Annotated in this window: 16 protein-coding genes, 2 pseudogenes and 1 CRISPR repeat array; of the genes and pseudogenes, 7 read left to right on the top strand and 11 right to left on the bottom strand. The window is 49.7% G+C overall.

The genetic code is table 11. The annotated features are described in order from the left end of the window. Positions 1-749 precede the first annotated feature (749 nt). Together WG31_RS15475 and WG31_RS14915 are read left to right on the top strand one after the other, a co-directional pair. Positions 750-980, top strand: coding sequence for a hypothetical protein (locus WG31_RS15475; RefSeq protein WP_157884495.1), 231 nt, complete (start codon positions 750-752; stop codon positions 978-980). A 95-nt stretch (positions 981-1,075) separates the two neighbouring features. Next, positions 1,076-1,231: pseudogene (locus tag WG31_RS14915) on the top strand (IS5/IS1182 family transposase); the annotation flags it as partial. Positions 1,232-1,245: 14 nt separating this feature from the next. Here WG31_RS14915 and WG31_RS04635 read toward each other — a convergent pair. The 8 genes and pseudogenes from WG31_RS04635 to WG31_RS16250 form a co-directional block, all read right to left on the bottom strand. Continuing rightward, positions 1,246-3,639, bottom strand: a complete 2,394-nt coding sequence (locus WG31_RS04635) for a CRISPR-associated helicase/endonuclease Cas3 (RefSeq protein WP_063353784.1) — start codon at positions 3,637-3,639, stop codon at positions 1,246-1,248. Positions 3,640-3,781: 142 nt separating this feature from the next. Next, a CRISPR array of direct repeats spans positions 3,782-4,473; the repeat unit is 32 nt; unit sequence GTTTCTATCCACGCCCCCGCACGGGGAGCGAC. Positions 4,474-4,745: 272 nt separating this feature from the next. Then, the gene (gene cas2, locus WG31_RS04630) at positions 4,746-5,036 is read right to left on the bottom strand and encodes a CRISPR-associated endonuclease Cas2 (protein ID WP_006116159.1); all 291 of its coding nucleotides are present in this window, start codon (positions 5,034-5,036) and stop codon (positions 4,746-4,748) included. A 2-nt stretch (positions 5,037-5,038) separates the two neighbouring features. Continuing rightward, entirely contained in the window at positions 5,039-6,079 is a 1,041-nt protein-coding gene (gene cas1c, locus WG31_RS04625; protein ID WP_063353783.1) for a type I-C CRISPR-associated endonuclease Cas1c, read from the bottom strand. A gap of 5 nt (positions 6,080-6,084) precedes the next feature. Continuing rightward, positions 6,085-6,732 carry a CRISPR-associated protein Cas4 gene (gene cas4, locus WG31_RS04620; protein WP_006116162.1) on the bottom strand — a complete coding sequence of 216 codons (648 nt, stop codon included), beginning with the start codon at positions 6,730-6,732 and terminating at the stop codon, positions 6,085-6,087. A 6-nt stretch (positions 6,733-6,738) separates the two neighbouring features. Next, entirely contained in the window at positions 6,739-7,686 is a 948-nt protein-coding gene (gene cas7c / locus WG31_RS04615; RefSeq protein ID WP_006116164.1) for a type I-C CRISPR-associated protein Cas7/Csd2, read from the bottom strand. Next, a complete protein-coding gene (gene cas8c / locus WG31_RS04610; RefSeq protein ID WP_063353782.1) occupies positions 7,683-9,503 on the bottom strand; it encodes a type I-C CRISPR-associated protein Cas8c/Csd1 in 1,821 nt (606 codons plus the stop codon). Before cas8c ends, cas7c begins: the two co-directional genes overlap by 4 nt. After that, complete coding sequence (cas5c, locus tag WG31_RS04605; RefSeq protein WP_006116166.1) at positions 9,500-10,180, bottom strand: type I-C CRISPR-associated protein Cas5c; 681 nt, start codon at positions 10,178-10,180, stop codon at positions 9,500-9,502. Before cas5c ends, cas8c begins: the two co-directional genes overlap by 4 nt. 492 nt (positions 10,181-10,672) lie before the next feature. Then, positions 10,673-10,768: pseudogene (locus tag WG31_RS16250) on the bottom strand (IS5/IS1182 family transposase); the annotation flags it as partial. Between WG31_RS16250 and WG31_RS14910 the strand changes: the two are divergent. Next, on the top strand, positions 10,733-10,990 hold the full coding sequence (locus tag WG31_RS14910) for a hypothetical protein (RefSeq protein ID WP_209439368.1): 258 nt from the start codon (positions 10,733-10,735) through the stop codon (positions 10,988-10,990). The pseudogene WG31_RS16250 and the gene WG31_RS14910 sit on opposite strands and share 36 nt — an antisense overlap. Positions 10,991-11,307: 317 nt before the next feature. Further along, on the top strand, positions 11,308-11,691 hold the full coding sequence (locus WG31_RS04600) for a hypothetical protein (protein ID WP_245191561.1): 384 nt from the start codon (positions 11,308-11,310) through the stop codon (positions 11,689-11,691). 399 nt (positions 11,692-12,090) lie between these two features. Here WG31_RS04600 and WG31_RS04595 read toward each other — a convergent pair whose 3' ends face one another. Beyond that, positions 12,091-12,474, bottom strand: coding sequence for a hypothetical protein (locus tag WG31_RS04595; protein WP_245191560.1), 384 nt, complete (start codon positions 12,472-12,474; stop codon positions 12,091-12,093). Next, a complete protein-coding gene (locus WG31_RS04590) occupies positions 12,449-12,730 on the bottom strand; it encodes an RNase A-like domain-containing protein (protein WP_245191559.1) in 282 nt (93 codons plus the stop codon). The genes WG31_RS04595 and WG31_RS04590 overlap by 26 nt, the downstream gene beginning before the upstream one ends. A 691-nt stretch (positions 12,731-13,421) precedes the next feature. Here WG31_RS04590 and WG31_RS04580 point away from each other — a divergent pair. Further along, positions 13,422-14,306 (top strand): helix-turn-helix transcriptional regulator, encoded by an 885-nt coding sequence (locus WG31_RS04580; protein WP_238332842.1) that lies wholly within the window; start codon positions 13,422-13,424, stop codon positions 14,304-14,306. Here the strand turns inward: WG31_RS04580 and WG31_RS04575 are convergent. Continuing rightward, entirely contained in the window at positions 14,296-15,126 is an 831-nt protein-coding gene (locus WG31_RS04575) for a sulfotransferase family protein (RefSeq protein WP_063353779.1), read from the bottom strand. The two genes, WG31_RS04580 and WG31_RS04575, sit on opposite strands and share 11 nt — an antisense overlap. A gap of 1,128 nt (positions 15,127-16,254) precedes the next feature. On the opposite strand from WG31_RS04575, the gene WG31_RS04565 reads away from it, so the two are divergent. Further along, positions 16,255-16,695, top strand: coding sequence for a glycoside hydrolase family protein (locus tag WG31_RS04565; RefSeq protein WP_063353777.1), 441 nt, complete (start codon positions 16,255-16,257; stop codon positions 16,693-16,695). Continuing rightward, on the top strand, positions 16,695-17,129 hold the full coding sequence (locus WG31_RS04560) for a hypothetical protein (protein WP_063353776.1): 435 nt from the start codon (positions 16,695-16,697) through the stop codon (positions 17,127-17,129). Before WG31_RS04565 ends, WG31_RS04560 begins: the two co-directional genes overlap by 1 nt. Positions 17,130-17,234: the final 105 nt, after the last annotated feature.

Genomic DNA, 17,234 nt, shown 5'->3' with positions numbered 1-17,234 from the left:
TACCGCTCCATGATGACCGCCCCTATGCCTCCAGAAGCCATGCAGAGGCTACAGAAGCAATGCGAGGACTCCATGCTGGCAGCAACAACTACGCCCAGAAGATATTGAAGGCGGTCATGATATTACGAACTGTCATCCAGCAACGACGAGAGAAGGACACAGCCGAATGAGAGAGTTAGCTATATGCACTGTTTCCCTGTGCGCTATCTCTCCTGCTGATGGCAGCAATCATCATACTGGCTCCGGAACCCTCCGGCGATGGCTTCGAACAATTGAGAAAGGCAGCTTCTCGCTTTTTTTCGGTGGCTGATCAGTTGAAGCTGTTAGACTGAACAAGAGATTCTCAAGTTCTTCATAAGGGATACTTAGCTCTCTTATGATGTCAGATCGGGTAAGTTTCTGCGCCCAAAGATCTTCCAGCACCATTTTCCAAAGCCCTGAAGTCTCGCGTGCCACTCTGTCCAGATCGCCACTCCCGAAATTCGTCCTGATTTGGATGTTAAATGTCCGATACTGCCAGCCGGTAATTAGACCAAGCTTATGCAGGCGATAAGTCAACTCTACTCACATTTGGTGGCGTAATAGGTAAGTTCCTCGAACATCACTAACAAACCGAGAGGCGCCAACCCTTCACCCCTCTGAATTGAAAGGATAGGCAGAATGCTCAGCAACAAAACGCTTATATTCATTTTCGTTTTGGCAGCAATTATTGGAATTTCTGTTGGGTTTTTCTTTGGATATTTTTACCTATGACGCCTGAACAATTTATAAAATGCCTAGACATTCTGGGGATATCTATGCGCAAACTGTCCGAAATATTAGGAACTCACAATACCACGGTTCAAAGATGGTCGAAGGGCAAGCAATTAATCCCCAACAACCTTGCTGAATGGCTAGAGGCGCAAGCTAAATTTCGCCTCGAACATCCTCTTCCAAAAGGGTGGGAAGAAAATCGCGTTCCTCCTCAAGAGGAACTATGAAGCCCTCCTCGGCCCCTTCATCCAAGTATCTAGCTTTCATCCGGGCGGTCTCCTTCTGATGGTCAGTGAACCTCCATTATGGCATATCAATACCACGTGTTGAGCATGTCTTTGCCGATCAGAAATCACAAGCGGGACTGTTCATACGCACCGTAGGCATAACACGAGCCGCCATAAGGATCGGGCCGGCCAATATCGTCTATAATATGCGCCGATTTCTATTCATCGAGAGAATGAGCGGGAGCGCGTAGCAATCCAGAGGATGTTAAAAGATATTACTTTCTTCAGATCGCCATGTCGGATCATCCAGCCTCAGGCCGGTCTGAGCGCTGTAAAGATCATTATTCCGTTCCAGCACGACAAATCGATCTCCAAATACCTCTGGATGCAGAAGTGTGCAGACACCCGTCATCACCAGCTTCATGCGTACATCAGGCGGCACCGGAACACTGTAATGCTGTAAGGTCCGCAAAATTCTCGGTGTAGGATATGGCATGAATTGCAATTGTTTCACCACCTGTGCGGCATCTTCATCCCACTGAATAATCACCGGAGCAAGTGCAGTATCAATCATGCGAAATGCAGATGCAATCGTGGCAAAAGGCAAGTTCATACCAGATGCCGTGCGTTGGACAGCAGGAAGAATGGGATATTTTTCTCCGGCCTTACCTGGCTTGCCTGAAGGAAGAGTCGCCGCGTCAAGCGCCTCGTAACCCTGATTGAAGTAAAGCTCCTGATAATAAAGATGCATCCCTTTCAAACTAAGAGGATCCACCCCTTTGCGACGAATGGTTCTAGTCGCCTGCCAGAAAGGAAGCATGGAACGAAGAATACGTAAATTTTTCTTCTGGCTACTACCGTTTCCCTCGTCCTGATCAACTGTTTTCCGAGCGTCAAGAGATTCAAAAACAACTGTACGCCCCAGCCCGTCCAACCGCCCTTCCCGATTACAACGACCAGCCGCCTGCGCTACAGAAGAAAGACCTGCGGCTGCGCGCCATACTTCTGGAAAGTCTACATCCACACCCGCCTCAATCAGGCTGGTTGAGACAAGTCGCACCGGCTTTTTCTGTTGCAAGTCCTGTCTGATTTCCGCCAGAACCTGACGACGATGCATGGGACACATCAGGGTTGTCAGATGTCTGGCACCAGGCAAATTGTTAATTGCCTCAAAGAGTTCCTGAGCATGGGCCCGCGTATTAACAATACAGAGCATTTGCGGACAATCAGAGAAACGTGCCGCAATCTCTTCATCCGTCACAGGCTGATCAAGCCATTCAACCGTCACGCGTTTAAGCGTGGCATAAAGCCGCTCAGGGTCAGGCGCAAGTTCGCGCTGCTGATCAATATCAAACCCTTGCGCCTGTCCATTTTCAAGAGCAGGTAATGCTGCGTCACATTTACGCAAAGCTGGCTGTGTGGCCGTACATAACACGAGGCTTGTGCCGTAGTTTCTTGCCAGTTCGTCAAGAGCTGCCATACAGGGTCTTAGCAACGAGACTGGAAGTGTCTGCACTTCATCCAGCACGACCACACTCTGTGCAATGTTATGCAGTTTTCTCAGGCGGCTTTTCTTCGCAGCAAACAAACTTTCAAAAAACTGCACGCTGGTTGTAACGATAATGGGGGCATCCCAGTTTTCTGCATCACGTCGTAACTTATCCAGACCCTCGCGCCCTTCATGCTCACTATCACGTTCTGCATCAGGTGCGCGCTTTTCCCATTCAAATCCGGAATGATGCTCCAAAATATCGTCTGGGCTTTTCAAAACATCTCTAAAAATTTCGGCTGTTTGTTCAAGAATGGACGTATAGGGGATAACATAAATCACCCGACGCAATCCGTGCTTCAGCGCATGTTCTAATGCAAAACTGAGTGACGTCAGTGTTTTCCCGCCTCCCGTCGGGACGGTCAAGGTAAACAGGCCCGGAGCGAGAGACGCTTTACCAACCGCGTGCTCCAGAATTTCAGCACGCAAACGGTTGAGAGGAGTTGACTGATTACAACGTGCTGCCATTTCAGCACGTAAGTTTTCAAGATGTTTACGTGTGATCTGCCCGCCTCGTGCCGGGGGCGGTAATCCTGCTGCTTCAGCATAAAAACGTTCAGTTTCCAGACAATCTGCATCTGCCAGAGCTGAAAAAAGCATATGTGTTAGAAAAAACTCCCGAAACCCTGGATAATCCGGAGCGGGCTGAAAAATTCTTGTCGGTTTCAGGTCTGCCTGTTCCGGAAGTTTCAGACCTAAAGAACTCCATCGACTGTAATCAGGTATTATACGCGACGTCGGGTCCAGACGCTCATTCAGTGGCGTAGAACTCCATCGCTCACTCTGGAATGCATTTGTCAGGCCTGCGTGATGACCTGCCACCACAAACGCAATCAAGCGTCCCCATATCTTACCATAGCGCGCTACCGCTTCCCGTGCGCCTGCTGTGCTGTGATCTGGACCTTTGGCTGCCTGCTTGCTGATATAATCCTGATACTCTTCGGACGCCTTGCCAAGGTCATGCAACAATCCAGCAGCTTCCGCCAGAACAGCACATCCAAAAGGGGATGCAAATCTGGCAGCACAGCGTGCAACACACTCTAAATGCTCAAGAAGCGGTTCCCATCCCTTTTTATCTGGAGTCTCTGGCAAAGAATGAGCGTACAGCATCCGATACTCTTTTCTGTCTTGAGCATATTCAACGTAAGGCGTTGTTTTGTTCGCAGGCATGGCACACACAACATACCACCACTACACATGGGGCAGATCGCAGACCGTCTCCTGCGCCTCGATCTCGTAATCCGTGATGAACTCGGCTATCCACGCTCCCGCACGGGGAGCGACGAAACGCCTAGAAACAAAGCAGCCCTATATTCTGGTTTCTATCCACGCTCCCGCACGAGGAGCGACGGACACGTAATGAGTTCGTAATGCACGACAAACAGTTTCTATCCACGCTCCCGCACGGGGAGCGACTCAAGCAATCACCGCATGGAACACCCGCGCAGGAGAGTTTCTATCCACGCCCCCGCACGGGGAGCGACAAACGCCTCTTTCAGCCAGTCGATATTGCCACCGTTTCTATCCACGCCCCCGCACGGGGAGCGACATAATGGCTTGCCCAGTCATGCTCTGGGTACAATGTTTCTATCCACGCCCCCGCACGGGGAGCGACCGTAGCGGTGCATCCTGATTTTCCGCCACTTGCAGTTTCTATCCACGCCCCCGCACGGGGAGCGACCTATTTTCGTGGTGATGGTTACATCTATGACCAGTTTCTATCCACGCCCCCGCACGGGGAGCGACCTCAGCAAACTGGACGGCACAATTGTACAAACAGGTTTCTATCCACGCCCCCGCACGGGGAGCGACGGAACCTAGACCTTGAATCCGTGGCTTATAAGAAGTTTCTATCCACGCCCCCGCACGGGGAGCGACATCCTGCCAGCGCGGACAATCCGAGGTTGTAGGTGTTTCTATCCACGCCCCCGCACGGGGAGCGACACCGCTATTTTGTTAACTGATTATGACGGCAAAAACCATGTGTTCTGCGCGAACCCTGTCGATTGAAGTCACATCACAACACCAGCACACCAAAGGCCCAAAGATTTCTTTTGTTTTTCAATATGTTACGAAGTGCGCGATCCTCCCCGGATTTCACCAGCCGATCACAGTTCGCGCAGATACTCTGATCGGCAAAATAACTTCGGTTATTCTATCTGGAAATATCGCTCAGAAACCGCTTGCCACTGGTTATTTGCAGGAATGTTCAGGTGTCAAAAAACAAGCGTGCCATCAAGGTCCAGTACTGGTTTTGCCCCTACATGCTCTACACGTTGACGCCCTTTAGCACCAAGTTGATAAAAGCGCAGGCTATCTTTTGCAGAATCAGCTTCATCAAGAAGGCGCGCGCGCAATTCTGCCCATTGCGCCGGATCGACCTCACATTCAAAAACAGAATGCTGAACACGCTGACCATAATCGAGGCACGCACGCGCAACCCGGCGCAGACGTCTGCGACCAGCAGCATCTTCTGTATTTACATCATACGTTATTAAAACAAGCATGACTATTTCCAGATAAATGCTGGATATGCATCCAGTTCTCCACGCAAATAGCGTGATAACAACAACGCCTGCATGTGCGCGACAAGACCGAAGGTCATCGTTTCTCCTAAAAATGGATGGCGGATTTCTTGCTTCTTGCGCTCCTGCCATGCTGTCAGCACCGTTTTACGAGCATCATCATGCAACGTAATTCCACCCCCTTCATGGCACGTAAAATCGGCTGCACGCACCTGTGCACGATTGATCAGATTAAGGGCAAGCCTGTCTGCCAGAACAGGCCGGAATTCTTCCATAAGATCCAGCGCCAGACTGGTGCGACCGGGGCGGTCTGCATGCAAAAATCCAACCTGCGGGTCTAATCCAACGCTTTCCAGTGCTGACCGGCAATCATGCCCCAAAAGGGCATACAGGAATGAAAGCAATGCATTAACACGATCCAGCGGTGGCCTTCTGGAACGACCACCGAACTGAAAAGCAGGATCTTCAGAACGGATAAACAGGTTAAACACACTAAAGTAAACTCGGGCGGCCTCCCCCTCTATTCCCCGCAAACTGTCCATGTCCGTAACTTTAACAATCCGGCGCGTCGTATCTGTCAGCCAAGCTTCAGCGGCCTGAAGGGCCTTCTGGCTCGCTTCAGGGGAGGATGCGCCGTAGTCTCGCAAGACACGCCGTATAACTGTCCGTTGATTGGCAACCTTTGCAGCCACGATATACCGGGCAATCAAGACACTTCGGGTGTTATCGTCTGCCACCCGATATTGTGCGCGCCGCAGCAGAACATTACCTGACCTTGGTCCTTCAACCCGTGCCAGAAAACGTCCGATGGGTGAAAGATAGGAAAACGCAATGCCAGCTTCCGCACACGCGGCCAGCAAAGCCGGAGATGCACCAATACGTCCAAAACACATAATCCCCTCCAGCAGATGCAACGGCGCACGACCACGCTCCTTGCCCTCCACCTCGACAACGATATTCGCGCCATCCTTGCGTAGCCAAGCATCTTCTGTTGTCACGTAGATTGTGTTCAGGTGTTTGCGCATCGTGTTCAGTCTTCCAGATTTTCGAGAAACCATTTCTCAACACAAAGAGGTTTCTCCAGACGGCGTGGCTGACAGATCGCTTCAAGAGAGCAATGTTTGCACCCCTTGTTCCATACAGGCTGTGGGGTCTTACCTGCCGCCAACATGTCCTGCACTTTTTGTGCAGTTTTCTGAGTCAAATCCCGAAGATCCTGATCAAACTGCACGGTCGTGCGGCGATGAGGACGATCGTAAAACAACGCCCCTTCTGATACCGCACAGCCAAACATTTCTTCCAGACACAAAGCCTGTGCGCAAAGCTGAACTTCATCAGCATGATGCGGCTTAGGACTACCCCTTTTATATTCTACCGGATAAGGAATAAGGGTGCTACCAGTCCCATGCAGTTCTACAGCATCGGCTTTTCCATATATACCCAGAGCAAAAGAACGTATCGGCAATGTGCGGAGCGTGCGCACACCACGTTTCCGGTCTGGCACACCAGAATCAACACGCTCATGCAGCAGCCGTCCTTCTACAGTTGCGCCGTTTTCAGCCCATTGCTGCTCTATATGGATCAACGCACATTGTCTGGGGCAAAATAGATAATGCTGCAAAGCCGAAACAGGAACAAGATTTTCCTCATCCTGCCTCTGGTCAGGCTTTGGCATCATGACGGCTTAACGCTCGATAATCTCAACGCCGTCGGGCAGGTTTTCACGATCAATCACCACCGCATAATCATTCCAGAAACGAGCAGGTGGCCAGTTATCCATCTTTGGGTTCTGAGCAGAACCGTGATCAACTTGATAACTGGACCCCTGATACGTACGAAAGGTTTTGACACGATCAAACAGATCCTGTGCCCGTGCATTCCCTAATTTGCTGGCGTGTTTAAAAACAATCAGCTTACGTGCTGACATTTCACCTCGGGCTGCAGAATGGTCAAGTTCAAACATATTTAGCAGAGCCGACCACAGTAATTCCAAATCTTCTTCGGAAAAACCTGTTCCTTTGACAGGATGGGACGCAAGAGGAGCAGATACAAAGCCATGAACACGATACGCACCATACGGCACAATATGTTTACGCCCCATGGTGCGACCACCCTTTTTCTCAGCATCGGCTTCTGTTGTCGCTGCCATCCGGGTGATGGAAATTTCCAGTGGAACAATCGGTTCAACTGATCGGGCAAATGCAAACTGCACGGGCCCGCGCACCTGTCCGGCATTAACAGCCGTCGTCATAACCGCGCCAAAAGTGCGGATATCCCAGAAATTTGCGCACATCCACTTTGTAAGAGCCAGAGCCTTCTCGGTCTCCTTGGGCAGCTTTTTCATTTCCTCATCTTTGGTCACGTCTGGCATAACCGCTGCCCAGGATTTTTTATTCTGTACGTTCAGCGTTGCTCCTTCGCTGACGTAAATTTCAAAACCGGGATCACCCTCTTTTACCGCCGAAATGTAGTTCCGGACTTTCCGCTTGAGCGCAACATCCGAAACAAGACCTTTATTGGTTTCCGGGTCAAGCCGTGGTAAATTTCCCGCATCCGGATCACCATTCGGATTGCCATTTGTCACATCAAAATAGAGAACAAATTCGTAGCGGTTTTCTACAGGCTTATTCATGCGTCTTCGTCCTCTTGATCATTCTCAATTTCAGGCAACGACTGGTTACTTTTCTGACCAGCAAGCTTAGCGGAGCGCTGATGATAATATCCGAGTGCAAATTCACCCTGCTGTTCCAGATGCAAAGAACGAGGAAATGAAGAAGGCTCTTCAGGAGAAATTTTATTAAAAATCTCCTCCAGTTCTTTTTCAATAATCACTGACCAGCCCGCAAGTTTTTTACGCACAACTCCAAGATGATTTTGCCCGTTACGAATAATCACAGGAAAAACGCTGGCGGGCGTAGCCGAAGCTGCGCCAAAATACTTATCACGCATGGAGGTATTCACCCCACCCAGCGCAGCACGCTGAGCAAGCTCATAAACCGCAAAAAGACGGCCTAGCTGGTACCCGATATTCGGGTAATCCCGGTTAAGGCTCACGGGCACACTCTCCTTTTCTGAAATAGTCGGATTGATCTTCCGTTTCATACGCTGCAACACAGCTCGTGCTGCGGCGGCATGCCAGCCAGTTGGATCATCTCCTGCGCGCAAACGCATGATAACGGAGGAAAGCCATGTACGGGGGTAGGCTCTCCCCGTCAAAATTGCATTCAATATATCCGCCACGAGACGCTTTGGAATATTATCTGCCTTTTCCAGCATCGCTGTTGTTTTTACAGCCAGCAAGAAAGGCGAAGGCAAGTTACGCCACGGAGCTGGTTCTACTGCAATATCCTGATAATGCATGGCTAGATTGCGGGCAAAGGCATCCAGCGTGTCACACAACCAAAACCGCACGGAAAGTCTAGCAGCGTTAGGCGCCAAACCCAGTACATAAAAACGCGTCCCCTCCCCCAGATCAGGCCTTATGGTATGAAGCGCTTCACCCCTTGAAACTCTTTTAAGAGTTTCAGAAACTTTTTCGACTTCAGCATCATCTTTATTATCAGAACTCAGAGCAATCGCACCGAACGCGTCTGCCGCTTCTGCTGCCTGTCTATCAGATGCTTCTGCCCAGAAAACGACCGTCGTATCGCCTATCGGTCGGGCAACGCGATTCAAACTACCGCGCTGAAGCATACTATTCAGCGCAGCACCATAGCGGAATGCCGCACCTTCAGACGTTGGGGCATTTTCACCCTGCGCTTTACCGTAGGATGTGAACGCATCACAGTTAAAAGAAACCAGAGACGCTCCTGCAATCTGCGCGCCTTCAACACCTTTAATCGCAGGATGCAGTCGGGCTGGCTTGCTATTCTCCCCTGTTACGAGGCAAAAGATCCTGTCTTCAGGCCCATCGGCCTCAAGGGCGCGTGCCTCTACGAGTTTTCTGGCTGCGGGACGCTCATGGATATAGCGGGCATCTCCATCCAGACGAAACATGATATTCGCGTCCAGCATGTCAGTCTGAAAAGGCTCTGACTCAAAGCGTTCTGGTGACCAGTTTTCTAAAAATGCCTTTAGCGCCAGAAGTCCTGCATCTTCCACTCCCGCGATACGCTCAAGATTTTTTTTTACGAATGCGGCGTGCTCCTGCGCAGTACGCTTGCCTGCTCCCGCAGTTTTGCCCAATACGTAAGAACTTTTATCCCAGAGAAAATTCGGAGAAATGCCTGCCGTTCGTTTCACTTCTGCGGGCACCATAAAAAACCGGTTTGCAGGTTTTTTCCCCGACTGGTCGCGCAAATCCATAACATCTACCGGATGGCCGCTTTCATTAAGAACAATAGCCCATCCGAACTTTACCTGACTCCAACCCAATGCTGGAGCATTCTGCATACGATCATAAAACCTGACCAGAGCCTGCAAAATCCCTTGCTGAATCTGCTCTGTCATGCCGCCAGTTCCGGACTATCAAACGGTGGAACATCTATGATGCCATTATGAATACGTGCCCTGAAAAACTTTGAAATTTTCCCATTCGTAAAGTCAATGTCATGTAGCATCCAGCCAAGATCCACATCACCAGCAGCTTGTGTCTGTAACAGAAAATCAGAATGAGGGAGGGCTGCCTCCTCTGGTAAAAGCTGAAATTCAGCAGGAAACTCTCGCGTCCCAAGGCACGGCCGGTGGAAACACTGGCCGCGCTCAGCCCGTCGGTTAAAGGTACTAATGTGTTTAGCGGGATTATCGTCCGGGCCAGCACGATCGGTCATGGTAAAATGCGCTTCGACAACATATGCCACATCCAGCAAAATCATCGCTGCACGCTGTTGACGATTTTCTTCCGCAACAAGACCCAGTCCCGCCGTCGTACCTGCTTTCATCGCAGTCGCGGCATTTCTGGCGTTTGCCTTGGCACTTACCTCATTCCGGCGAAATGATCCGAACTGGATAGGCTTGAGCACATGAATACGATCAATGTGCCAGCGAATAGCCGGCTTCCAATGAATAGCCTCCAAAATTCCCCGCGCCGCAGATGGCGTTATAACGTCATAAGAAACACGTTCAGCTTTGAGTTCGGGCCTGGTGAAACAGGCACGCTCTCCCCAGATATGTAATCTGATCCCCATAGAACCTCTCTATAACCTGTTCCCGATATGTCCCTTAGAAGGGTTTACCAGTTTTGAAGAATTGTAAAATCTCTATTTTTAGAAAAATCTGAACCAATATGGTTCTTTTAGAAGGCTGTTGAAAAATCGGTGGCGTCACCGATGCGGGCGGGGCATCCGCTTCGAACTATCTGCGCCATTGCGGACAATGCGCTGCTCGCGCTGTCAATGGTCTTCGCAGCACCCTATTCTGGAATGAGCCGCCGCTCGATCGCACCGGCGATGCTGCTTCGCGCAATGCACCGAGCATGTCTTACTATTCGTTACGCTTGGAACGACTGAAGTTTGACCGGCTATTGGGCGGCAAGATTGCCGTGAAATTTCTCACTCCAGTCCTTGAGCTACCACACGTTCGCCGACTGTTCTCAAGTAATCACTTCAGCGTCGAAGTGGCTTTGTTGCACAATTCGTTGATTGAGAGTGTTGCGCGCTTGGATCGTCTATTATCCACCTGACGGCGCATGTGAGCGAGATTCCGAGCGCGATAGAACGACGCAGTATGGCGATACGGACGTGAACTTCGGCGATCTGACGGTCGAAATCCCACGCTTCTTCAACACCGCGTTAGTGGTTTGCTCATGCCTAAAAAATGCCGGTTGGGACGTCCAAGCTACAAAACAAAGTGATGATCAAGGAGCTGATGTTTTCACAAACTCAACCTTCTCAGCGTCAGCCAGAGAAGCTGCCGCTACTACGGGTGTTTATTTAATTCACCATGCACAACTTGTTGACACGGCAGATAAAATATTCCGCCATTTTAAATATTCATAATTTGTGATTCTTAAAGAACAATCACTGTAAGCAAATGGCCGCCAGAGCAATCAACTAAAGATAAACTTACCATATCTTTAACAGATATTGGCGGCATGCACCCAATACACCTCAGTCTACATCAGGTCAGCCATAGACTGGCCTGCCGTAATATTGATAATTGGCTTAAGAAGACCCAAACGGGAACCAAGACAGGTATTGAAGATATACTTCTGGAAGGGGATCTGTCGTCATCAAGAGGGCCAATCGGCAGCGCAAGACTGCGCGGCACATTCAAGTTACACTTATTAAAAAAGAACACAATGAAATGAGCTACTATGTCCAAACTGTTAAACTATACCACTCGTGATATTCTCAACATGTTTCCGCGTCTCACTAATCTGGGCGCCAGCTCGTTTGGTGAGGATCCTGAGCTCTTTGGCGATACGCTGTTCGAAGTCATTGAAGATGCGCCGCGGGGTCATTTCCTGCCGTTCAAGCAGCAGGCAGTCAACGAATTAAGGACGTTACTGGCTTATAGCGATGTAGATCTCGATCGCGTCAGTTGGGCTGTTCTTGGTATGAACCCCATGGCGGATATTGAAGAACCACCCAACTGGGGCAGTTTTCCAAGCCTGCGGGCATTCTGGTCAGCCGTTCTACACGCTTTTGAAAATGACCCCGAAGTGCGGGCAGGAAAAGAGATTGACCGCAACGTGTAGGAGCCGGGCATTCACCAACATGGAATACAGAAATGTCTGTTTCCATGTGTTGGCGTTTCAAAAGCAGACTATCCGCTTCCCTCAAAGCTGACATTTGAACTATCGAAGATAAGCCCCCGCTCAGTTCCACATAGGCGGATATACCGCTTAACTGCTGCGGCGTATTACGGACATGTAGGTAGGCACCTAACCCGAGTGTAAGAGCATCTCCCGCCAGAATCATGCCTCTTTGGGAATCAACAAAAAGCACCGTAAAACTGCCATTTAAGGCCAAATTCCCCAAAATTGGGAATCACCTCATATGTTAATTTATCAATATCCGACCTGCACCATCTTGGCATTCATGAAGATGCGACCCTTCCCAAAACGCAGGTAGCCTTTGGCTCTTAGGGTGCCATCTTACATGTCGGGGTCAATCTCTTTTCCCGCCCGCACTTCGGGGTCATTTTCAAAAGCGTGTAGAACGGCTGACCAGAATGCCCGCAGGCTTGGAAAATTGCCCCAGTTGGGTGGTTCTTCAATATCCGCCATGGGGTTCATACCAAGAACAGCCCAACTGACGCGATCGAGATCTACATCGCTATAAGCCAGTAACGTCCTTAATTCGTTGACTGCCTGCTGCTTGAACGGCAGGAAATGACCCCGCGGCGCATCTTCAATGACTTCGAACAGCGTATCGCCAAAGAGCTCAGGATCCTCACCAAACGAGCTAGCGCCCAGATTAGTGAGACGCGGAAACATGTCGAGAATATCATATTTAGTATAGTTTAACAGTTTGGACATAGTAGCTCATTCCATTGTGTTCTTTTTTAATAAGTGTAACTTGAATGTGCCGCGCAGCCTTGCGCTGCCGATTGGCACTCTCGATGACGACAGTTCCCTTTTCTGAGGTATATCCGTCAAACTGGGTTACTTTTCCATCTGCGGCGTTCTTACGCCAGCGATCAATTCTGGGGCCGTTATCCTTGAGCATTTTGTGAATAGCACGTTCGACGTCTTCCTTCGATGTGAAGAATGAAACGACAGGGCGTTTAACCACACACAAATGTTCGACATGAAGGCGTAAGCCGACACGACTAGAAAAGCCATACGGCCTCTAGCCATAGCTTAGGGACTTGGCGCATAGACAAGGGCGTGAAAATAATTGCGGGAAACACAGTAATAAAGGAGCCGCCATTCCTCTTTATGCGTCTCCTTTTAAAAACCTCTCCCAAGCCTATGGCCTCCAAGTTTGCAATGTTGGCCCCAAAACCCCTATTGCCTACCAGATTGCCTGTGCTTTTCCAGAAGCCACCTTCAAAAACCCTTGGAGCCATGGTGGTGGGTTTTCTTGATACCGGCATACGGCACGTATGCGATCGATGATGTTGACCTCATCAAGTTTTCCAAAATAATGTATGGCTTGGATTAACGTGGTTGAGGAAATTTTTAAACCTATGGCATTTAATGCGCAGGCATTAAAATGGAGATAATCGTATTTGCAATCACGCGTTTTTCATAAATGCGGCTGGTGTGATCAGGAGCTGGGGGGATCTTGCAGCATTACTGGGTTGCTTAATAGACAGAATAACATTTCAAGAAATATAATTTATCATTCTTCAAGATATAATTTCAATTTCTATCGTTTTTAAACCAAGAGAAGCGTCATAACGATGACAAAAAAAAGCATAGAGACCACTCCCCCACTAGATGCACCAGAAAGTAGTCAAACAGACATAACACAATCTTCCATGATAAGACTCAACGCTTATACGCGCTTGATTGCTCTTCAGACCGGCCTACAAATCCTGTATTGGGACGCACAAACCAAACATGACTTCAGCTATTCCGCCTACCATGATGATGACCTGATCTATTTTGGAGCCTACACAGGCGGAAATTCTCATATGGCAACACGGTGTTGGGATGGGTTGACAACTTACGATACCCTAAGCAGGCCCGATGATGCCTATGTTGCATATCGTCCTGGATGTCGCATTGATTTTACAAAAACAGCCGGGGCCGGAACTGGCGTAACAATCACACTCAGCCCCACAACTCTGGCCAGTCTGTCAGCTGAAGATGCAACATGTCTTGATCAGAAACTGCGTTCTGGCCATTATTTTAATCAGGTTCGTGGCGGACGGCAGCTTCTTTCTTTTGCAAATGCATTACGAAGCGTAAGCACAAGCCCTAAACAGCCAGGCAGCCAGTTGCAAATGCTCGGACAAAGCCTGTCTTTTATGGGGTCGCTCATTGAACAGATCTGCCATATTACACCTCCCAATATCTCGTTATCCGAGCGCGAAATACGCAGATTGAACGATACCCGCGATATGTTGCTGGCAGATCTTGCATCGCCACCCCGCGTGGATCAGCTTGCCCGTCATGCGGGAATGAGCGTCTCACGCTTGCAACGACATTTTCGTATGCTGTTTGGCAGTACCATCTACGCACTTTTTCAAAAAGAACGCATGCACGAAGCTTACCGTCAGCTTGTTAAAGATGATGAATCCATACTAACCATTGCAACACGGCTAGGTTATGCAAATCCTGGGCATTTTTCAGCAGCGTTTCGTAAGCAATTTGGCATCAATCCTTCCGAACTCCGGCGGATACCTCGTCTCAGGCGATAACTACGGCGCCTCCTGAATTTAAATCTGGTTTTCGCCAGAACATCTGATGTGCCATGCGCTCCACGATATGAGGCGGCAAAATCAATCGTTTTCGACTGGCCACCACACTTTGGTGCAGACAATGCAAGCCTGGAGTGCCAAGTGCGGCATCAAATGCAGCAGCATCCGGTGTTTCTATATGCTCAAAATTATATGCAAAAGGACGAATACCCAAGAGTTGAGTGAGGCGCTCCATGACAAATCCAGGTTCCCTAACGAACCTATCATAGTCTACAAAAATAACTTTATCCGAAAATGGGCCAAAAAATACTTCTGTTACTAACCGCCACGCATAACCGAAGGCCCCATCACGCGATACGAGGTAATCAATACGGTCATGCTGATTTCCTCGATGTGCAATCGGCACCAACTGTGATCCCAACAAAGGGTCCCGTGTGATAAGATGTTCAAACGAGTTAAGTATCCAGACAGGATCACGCACACAGCAGATAATCTTTGCCTGCGGATAAAGACTATTTAGCAATCCAGCGTGCGCGCACCATTCCCGATTGATGTCTAGCATGACATGATTCTGGGCACCGGGGTTTAAATAAGAACGAACAATACCCCGCATCAATTGCTGCCATTGTCCGTTCTTGAATTCTGTCCGGTATTCTCCCTCACTCATAAGAGACATTATCCGAATGAGCATTGGCATTACGGGCGTGTTGTGACGTGCAGCAATGATGTGAGGATTTTGCCGCAGCAGTGCTGCTAAAAGAGTAGATCCAGATCTAGGAAGACCTGAAATGACATGAACAGAAGATGATGAATCAGACATACTGCTTAAATGAATGAATATATTTGTGCAGGTCTCCCCGAAAAGAGGATTTGAGTACCCCGGAAAAGCAGAAATCTTACATCAGCGTGCGCTACGTGCGGCTTTCGTGGATGCCGTGTGTCTTCGCCATATGCTGCTTGTGATGATGCGAAACATGTGCTGGCAATGACTGACGATGACCATTTAGAAACGATGATACAGCAGTCATGGCCCAGAAGCCCAGAAAGCAGAGGATTATCAATGCAATGCCTCTTAAGCGGCGCCACATGCGCCACGCGGCATATTCCCTGCGGCACAGTCGATCGAATTTACGCTGGGGAAGCCAGCCTTCCCGGTCTTTGCGCGGTTCAACCAGTGATCCGAAAAAACGAGAGCGTCGAAATTTCCCCATCCACCTGTTCCTGAATAGTAATCAGACCGGAAAAAAGGGAGAAGTCATTGTGCTTTGTCCCCACAGATTAAGGCAGAAAAATATCTGATCGCTCCACTTATCGCAACCAAGAGCCGCGTGAACAGATAAAAGCGCTTTGCTCCGCCCTCATGTTGGAAATGTGCAAGTGACTAAAAATTTCTCAAAACGAGACATTGGTGGCGTTCAGCCAGTCTATTTCCCACTTGGTATCCGCGCGCGGTTTTTGCTACATATTAAATACAGTTCCGGCAGTGCTGCTCACTGATCCGGACTTTCCAACAAAATCATGATCCTCTCCAAAATTGCTATGGCAAGGATCAATCACGCCACGCAAAGCCCCCTGACCCGGCGGGCTTTTTGTGTCTGCATTGCAGAACACATCATATCGAATACCAACGCATCAGCATCGTCAGACGCTATCTGCCAAACCAGCCCCCCCCCTAACCGGGCCAAAGGTCTGGCTACATGCTGATTAACTTTTTAGCTTACCTGTGGCATCAAGCCACAAGAAATGAGGAAACATGTCTGGCTCAAACTGTACCTGTAATCCGTCCTACACCCGGTCATCGTCAGAATCGTCACGTGCTCCCAGCGCGACTAAGACATCGCTTCAAGGACGCGGTTTTATTGAACGCCATGAAGAGCAAAGGGGTGTCAGCAACCATCTGCACTGGCCGGGCGGGGCGTCTGGAGTAACGCTTGGACCTGGCTATGACATGCGCGACCGTTCCCGGGCGAAGGTCGAGCAGAAATTGCGGGATATCGGCATCAACTCTAGTCTGGTGTCTCGCGTGGCAGCGGGTGCTGGCCTGCGTGGCGAAGCGGCCAGAAAGTTCGCACGGGATAATAAAAATCTCGTCAATCTGACGGACGATCAGCAGAGACGCCTTCTACAGGTCAATCTCCCGAGCTATGAGGCGATCGTTCGTCGGGGCATCCATGTCTACCTGACACAAAACGAGTTCAATGCCCTCGTCTCGTTCGTCTACAATCCAGGACGAGGTTGGCCGGGTGTCCGTGCTGCTATCAACAGCGGCGACAAACGCAAGGCCGTACAGATAATCGAGAAGCAGGTGCGCTCGAAAGGCAAAATCATGAATGGTCTGGTCAAAAGACGGCACGACGAGGCCATGCTTCTACTGGAAGGACGATATTAATGATCCGCGCTATCCTAAGTCTGATTTGCGCCCTCTGTATCGGCGGCACCGCCTACGCGGGCGCTAGGCCGGAGTCCCTAGAGGAGCTGACCTACAATCTCAGCACGGTGCTCAATGAGGAGCTCGATGGAAAAGCGTTTCTCAATGGGCGGTTGATCGTGCGCGTCGAGCGTGTTTCAACCTGTGTGTCAGCGGTCTGGACCCGAAGCAGCGGCGACGGATCGCCGCTGCGGCGCGACCTGCTGGAATGGAACAAAATGTTTGATGGCGATCCTTCGAACGACGACCGGTCTTACTATTTGACGTTCGTCTATACTGACCATCGGAGAGATGATGTTGTGTCCATGCCTCTTACGGCGCATCCGGATCGTTTTGAAGATACGGCGGGTGTCTACCTCCCATCGTGCCAACCGAAGCAGCGTCATCGCAGGTGACAATCTTTTTTCCACTTCACAACAAGCCGGAATCAACCTTCCTTACAGCCGTCCAACTCGTTTCAACCATCATGAGGAACTAACTGACGACACACCCCAGTGATG

This window comes from Acetobacter oryzifermentans, assembly GCF_001628715.1.
Classification (GTDB): domain Bacteria; phylum Pseudomonadota; class Alphaproteobacteria; order Acetobacterales; family Acetobacteraceae; genus Acetobacter; species Acetobacter oryzifermentans.
The sequence above is the reverse complement of the archived record's forward strand: the minus strand, read 5'-3'. Positions and strand labels throughout refer to the sequence as shown.

Coding starts and splice junctions, on each gene's coding strand:
- cas2 (WP_006116159.1), bottom strand. CDS start 5,036: ATGCTTGTTTTAATAACGTATGATGTAAATACAGAAGATGCTGCTGGT.
- cas8c (WP_063353782.1), bottom strand. CDS start 9,503: ATGACAGAGCAGATTCAGCAAGGGATTTTGCAGGCTCTGGTCAGGTTT.
- WG31_RS04600 (WP_245191561.1), top strand. CDS start 11,308: ATGTCCAAACTGTTAAACTATACCACTCGTGATATTCTCAACATGTTT.
- cas4 (WP_006116162.1), bottom strand. CDS start 6,732: ATGATGCCAAAGCCTGACCAGAGGCAGGATGAGGAAAATCTTGTTCCT.
- WG31_RS04560 (WP_063353776.1), top strand. CDS start 16,695: ATGATCCGCGCTATCCTAAGTCTGATTTGCGCCCTCTGTATCGGCGGC.
- cas5c (WP_006116166.1), bottom strand. CDS start 10,180: ATGGGGATCAGATTACATATCTGGGGAGAGCGTGCCTGTTTCACCAGG.
- WG31_RS04580 (WP_238332842.1), top strand. CDS start 13,422: ATGATAAGACTCAACGCTTATACGCGCTTGATTGCTCTTCAGACCGGC.
- WG31_RS04575 (WP_063353779.1), bottom strand. CDS start 15,126: ATGTCTGATTCATCATCTTCTGTTCATGTCATTTCAGGTCTTCCTAGA.
- WG31_RS04635 (WP_063353784.1), bottom strand. CDS start 3,639: ATGCTGTACGCTCATTCTTTGCCAGAGACTCCAGATAAAAAGGGATGG.
- WG31_RS04595 (WP_245191560.1), bottom strand. CDS start 12,474: ATGTCCAAACTGTTAAACTATACTAAATATGATATTCTCGACATGTTT.
- WG31_RS15475 (WP_157884495.1), top strand. CDS start 750: ATGACGCCTGAACAATTTATAAAATGCCTAGACATTCTGGGGATATCT.
- cas7c (WP_006116164.1), bottom strand. CDS start 7,686: ATGAATAAGCCTGTAGAAAACCGCTACGAATTTGTTCTCTATTTTGAT.
- WG31_RS04565 (WP_063353777.1), top strand. CDS start 16,255: ATGCGCGACCGTTCCCGGGCGAAGGTCGAGCAGAAATTGCGGGATATC.
- cas1c (WP_063353783.1), bottom strand. CDS start 6,079: ATGCGCAAACACCTGAACACAATCTACGTGACAACAGAAGATGCTTGG.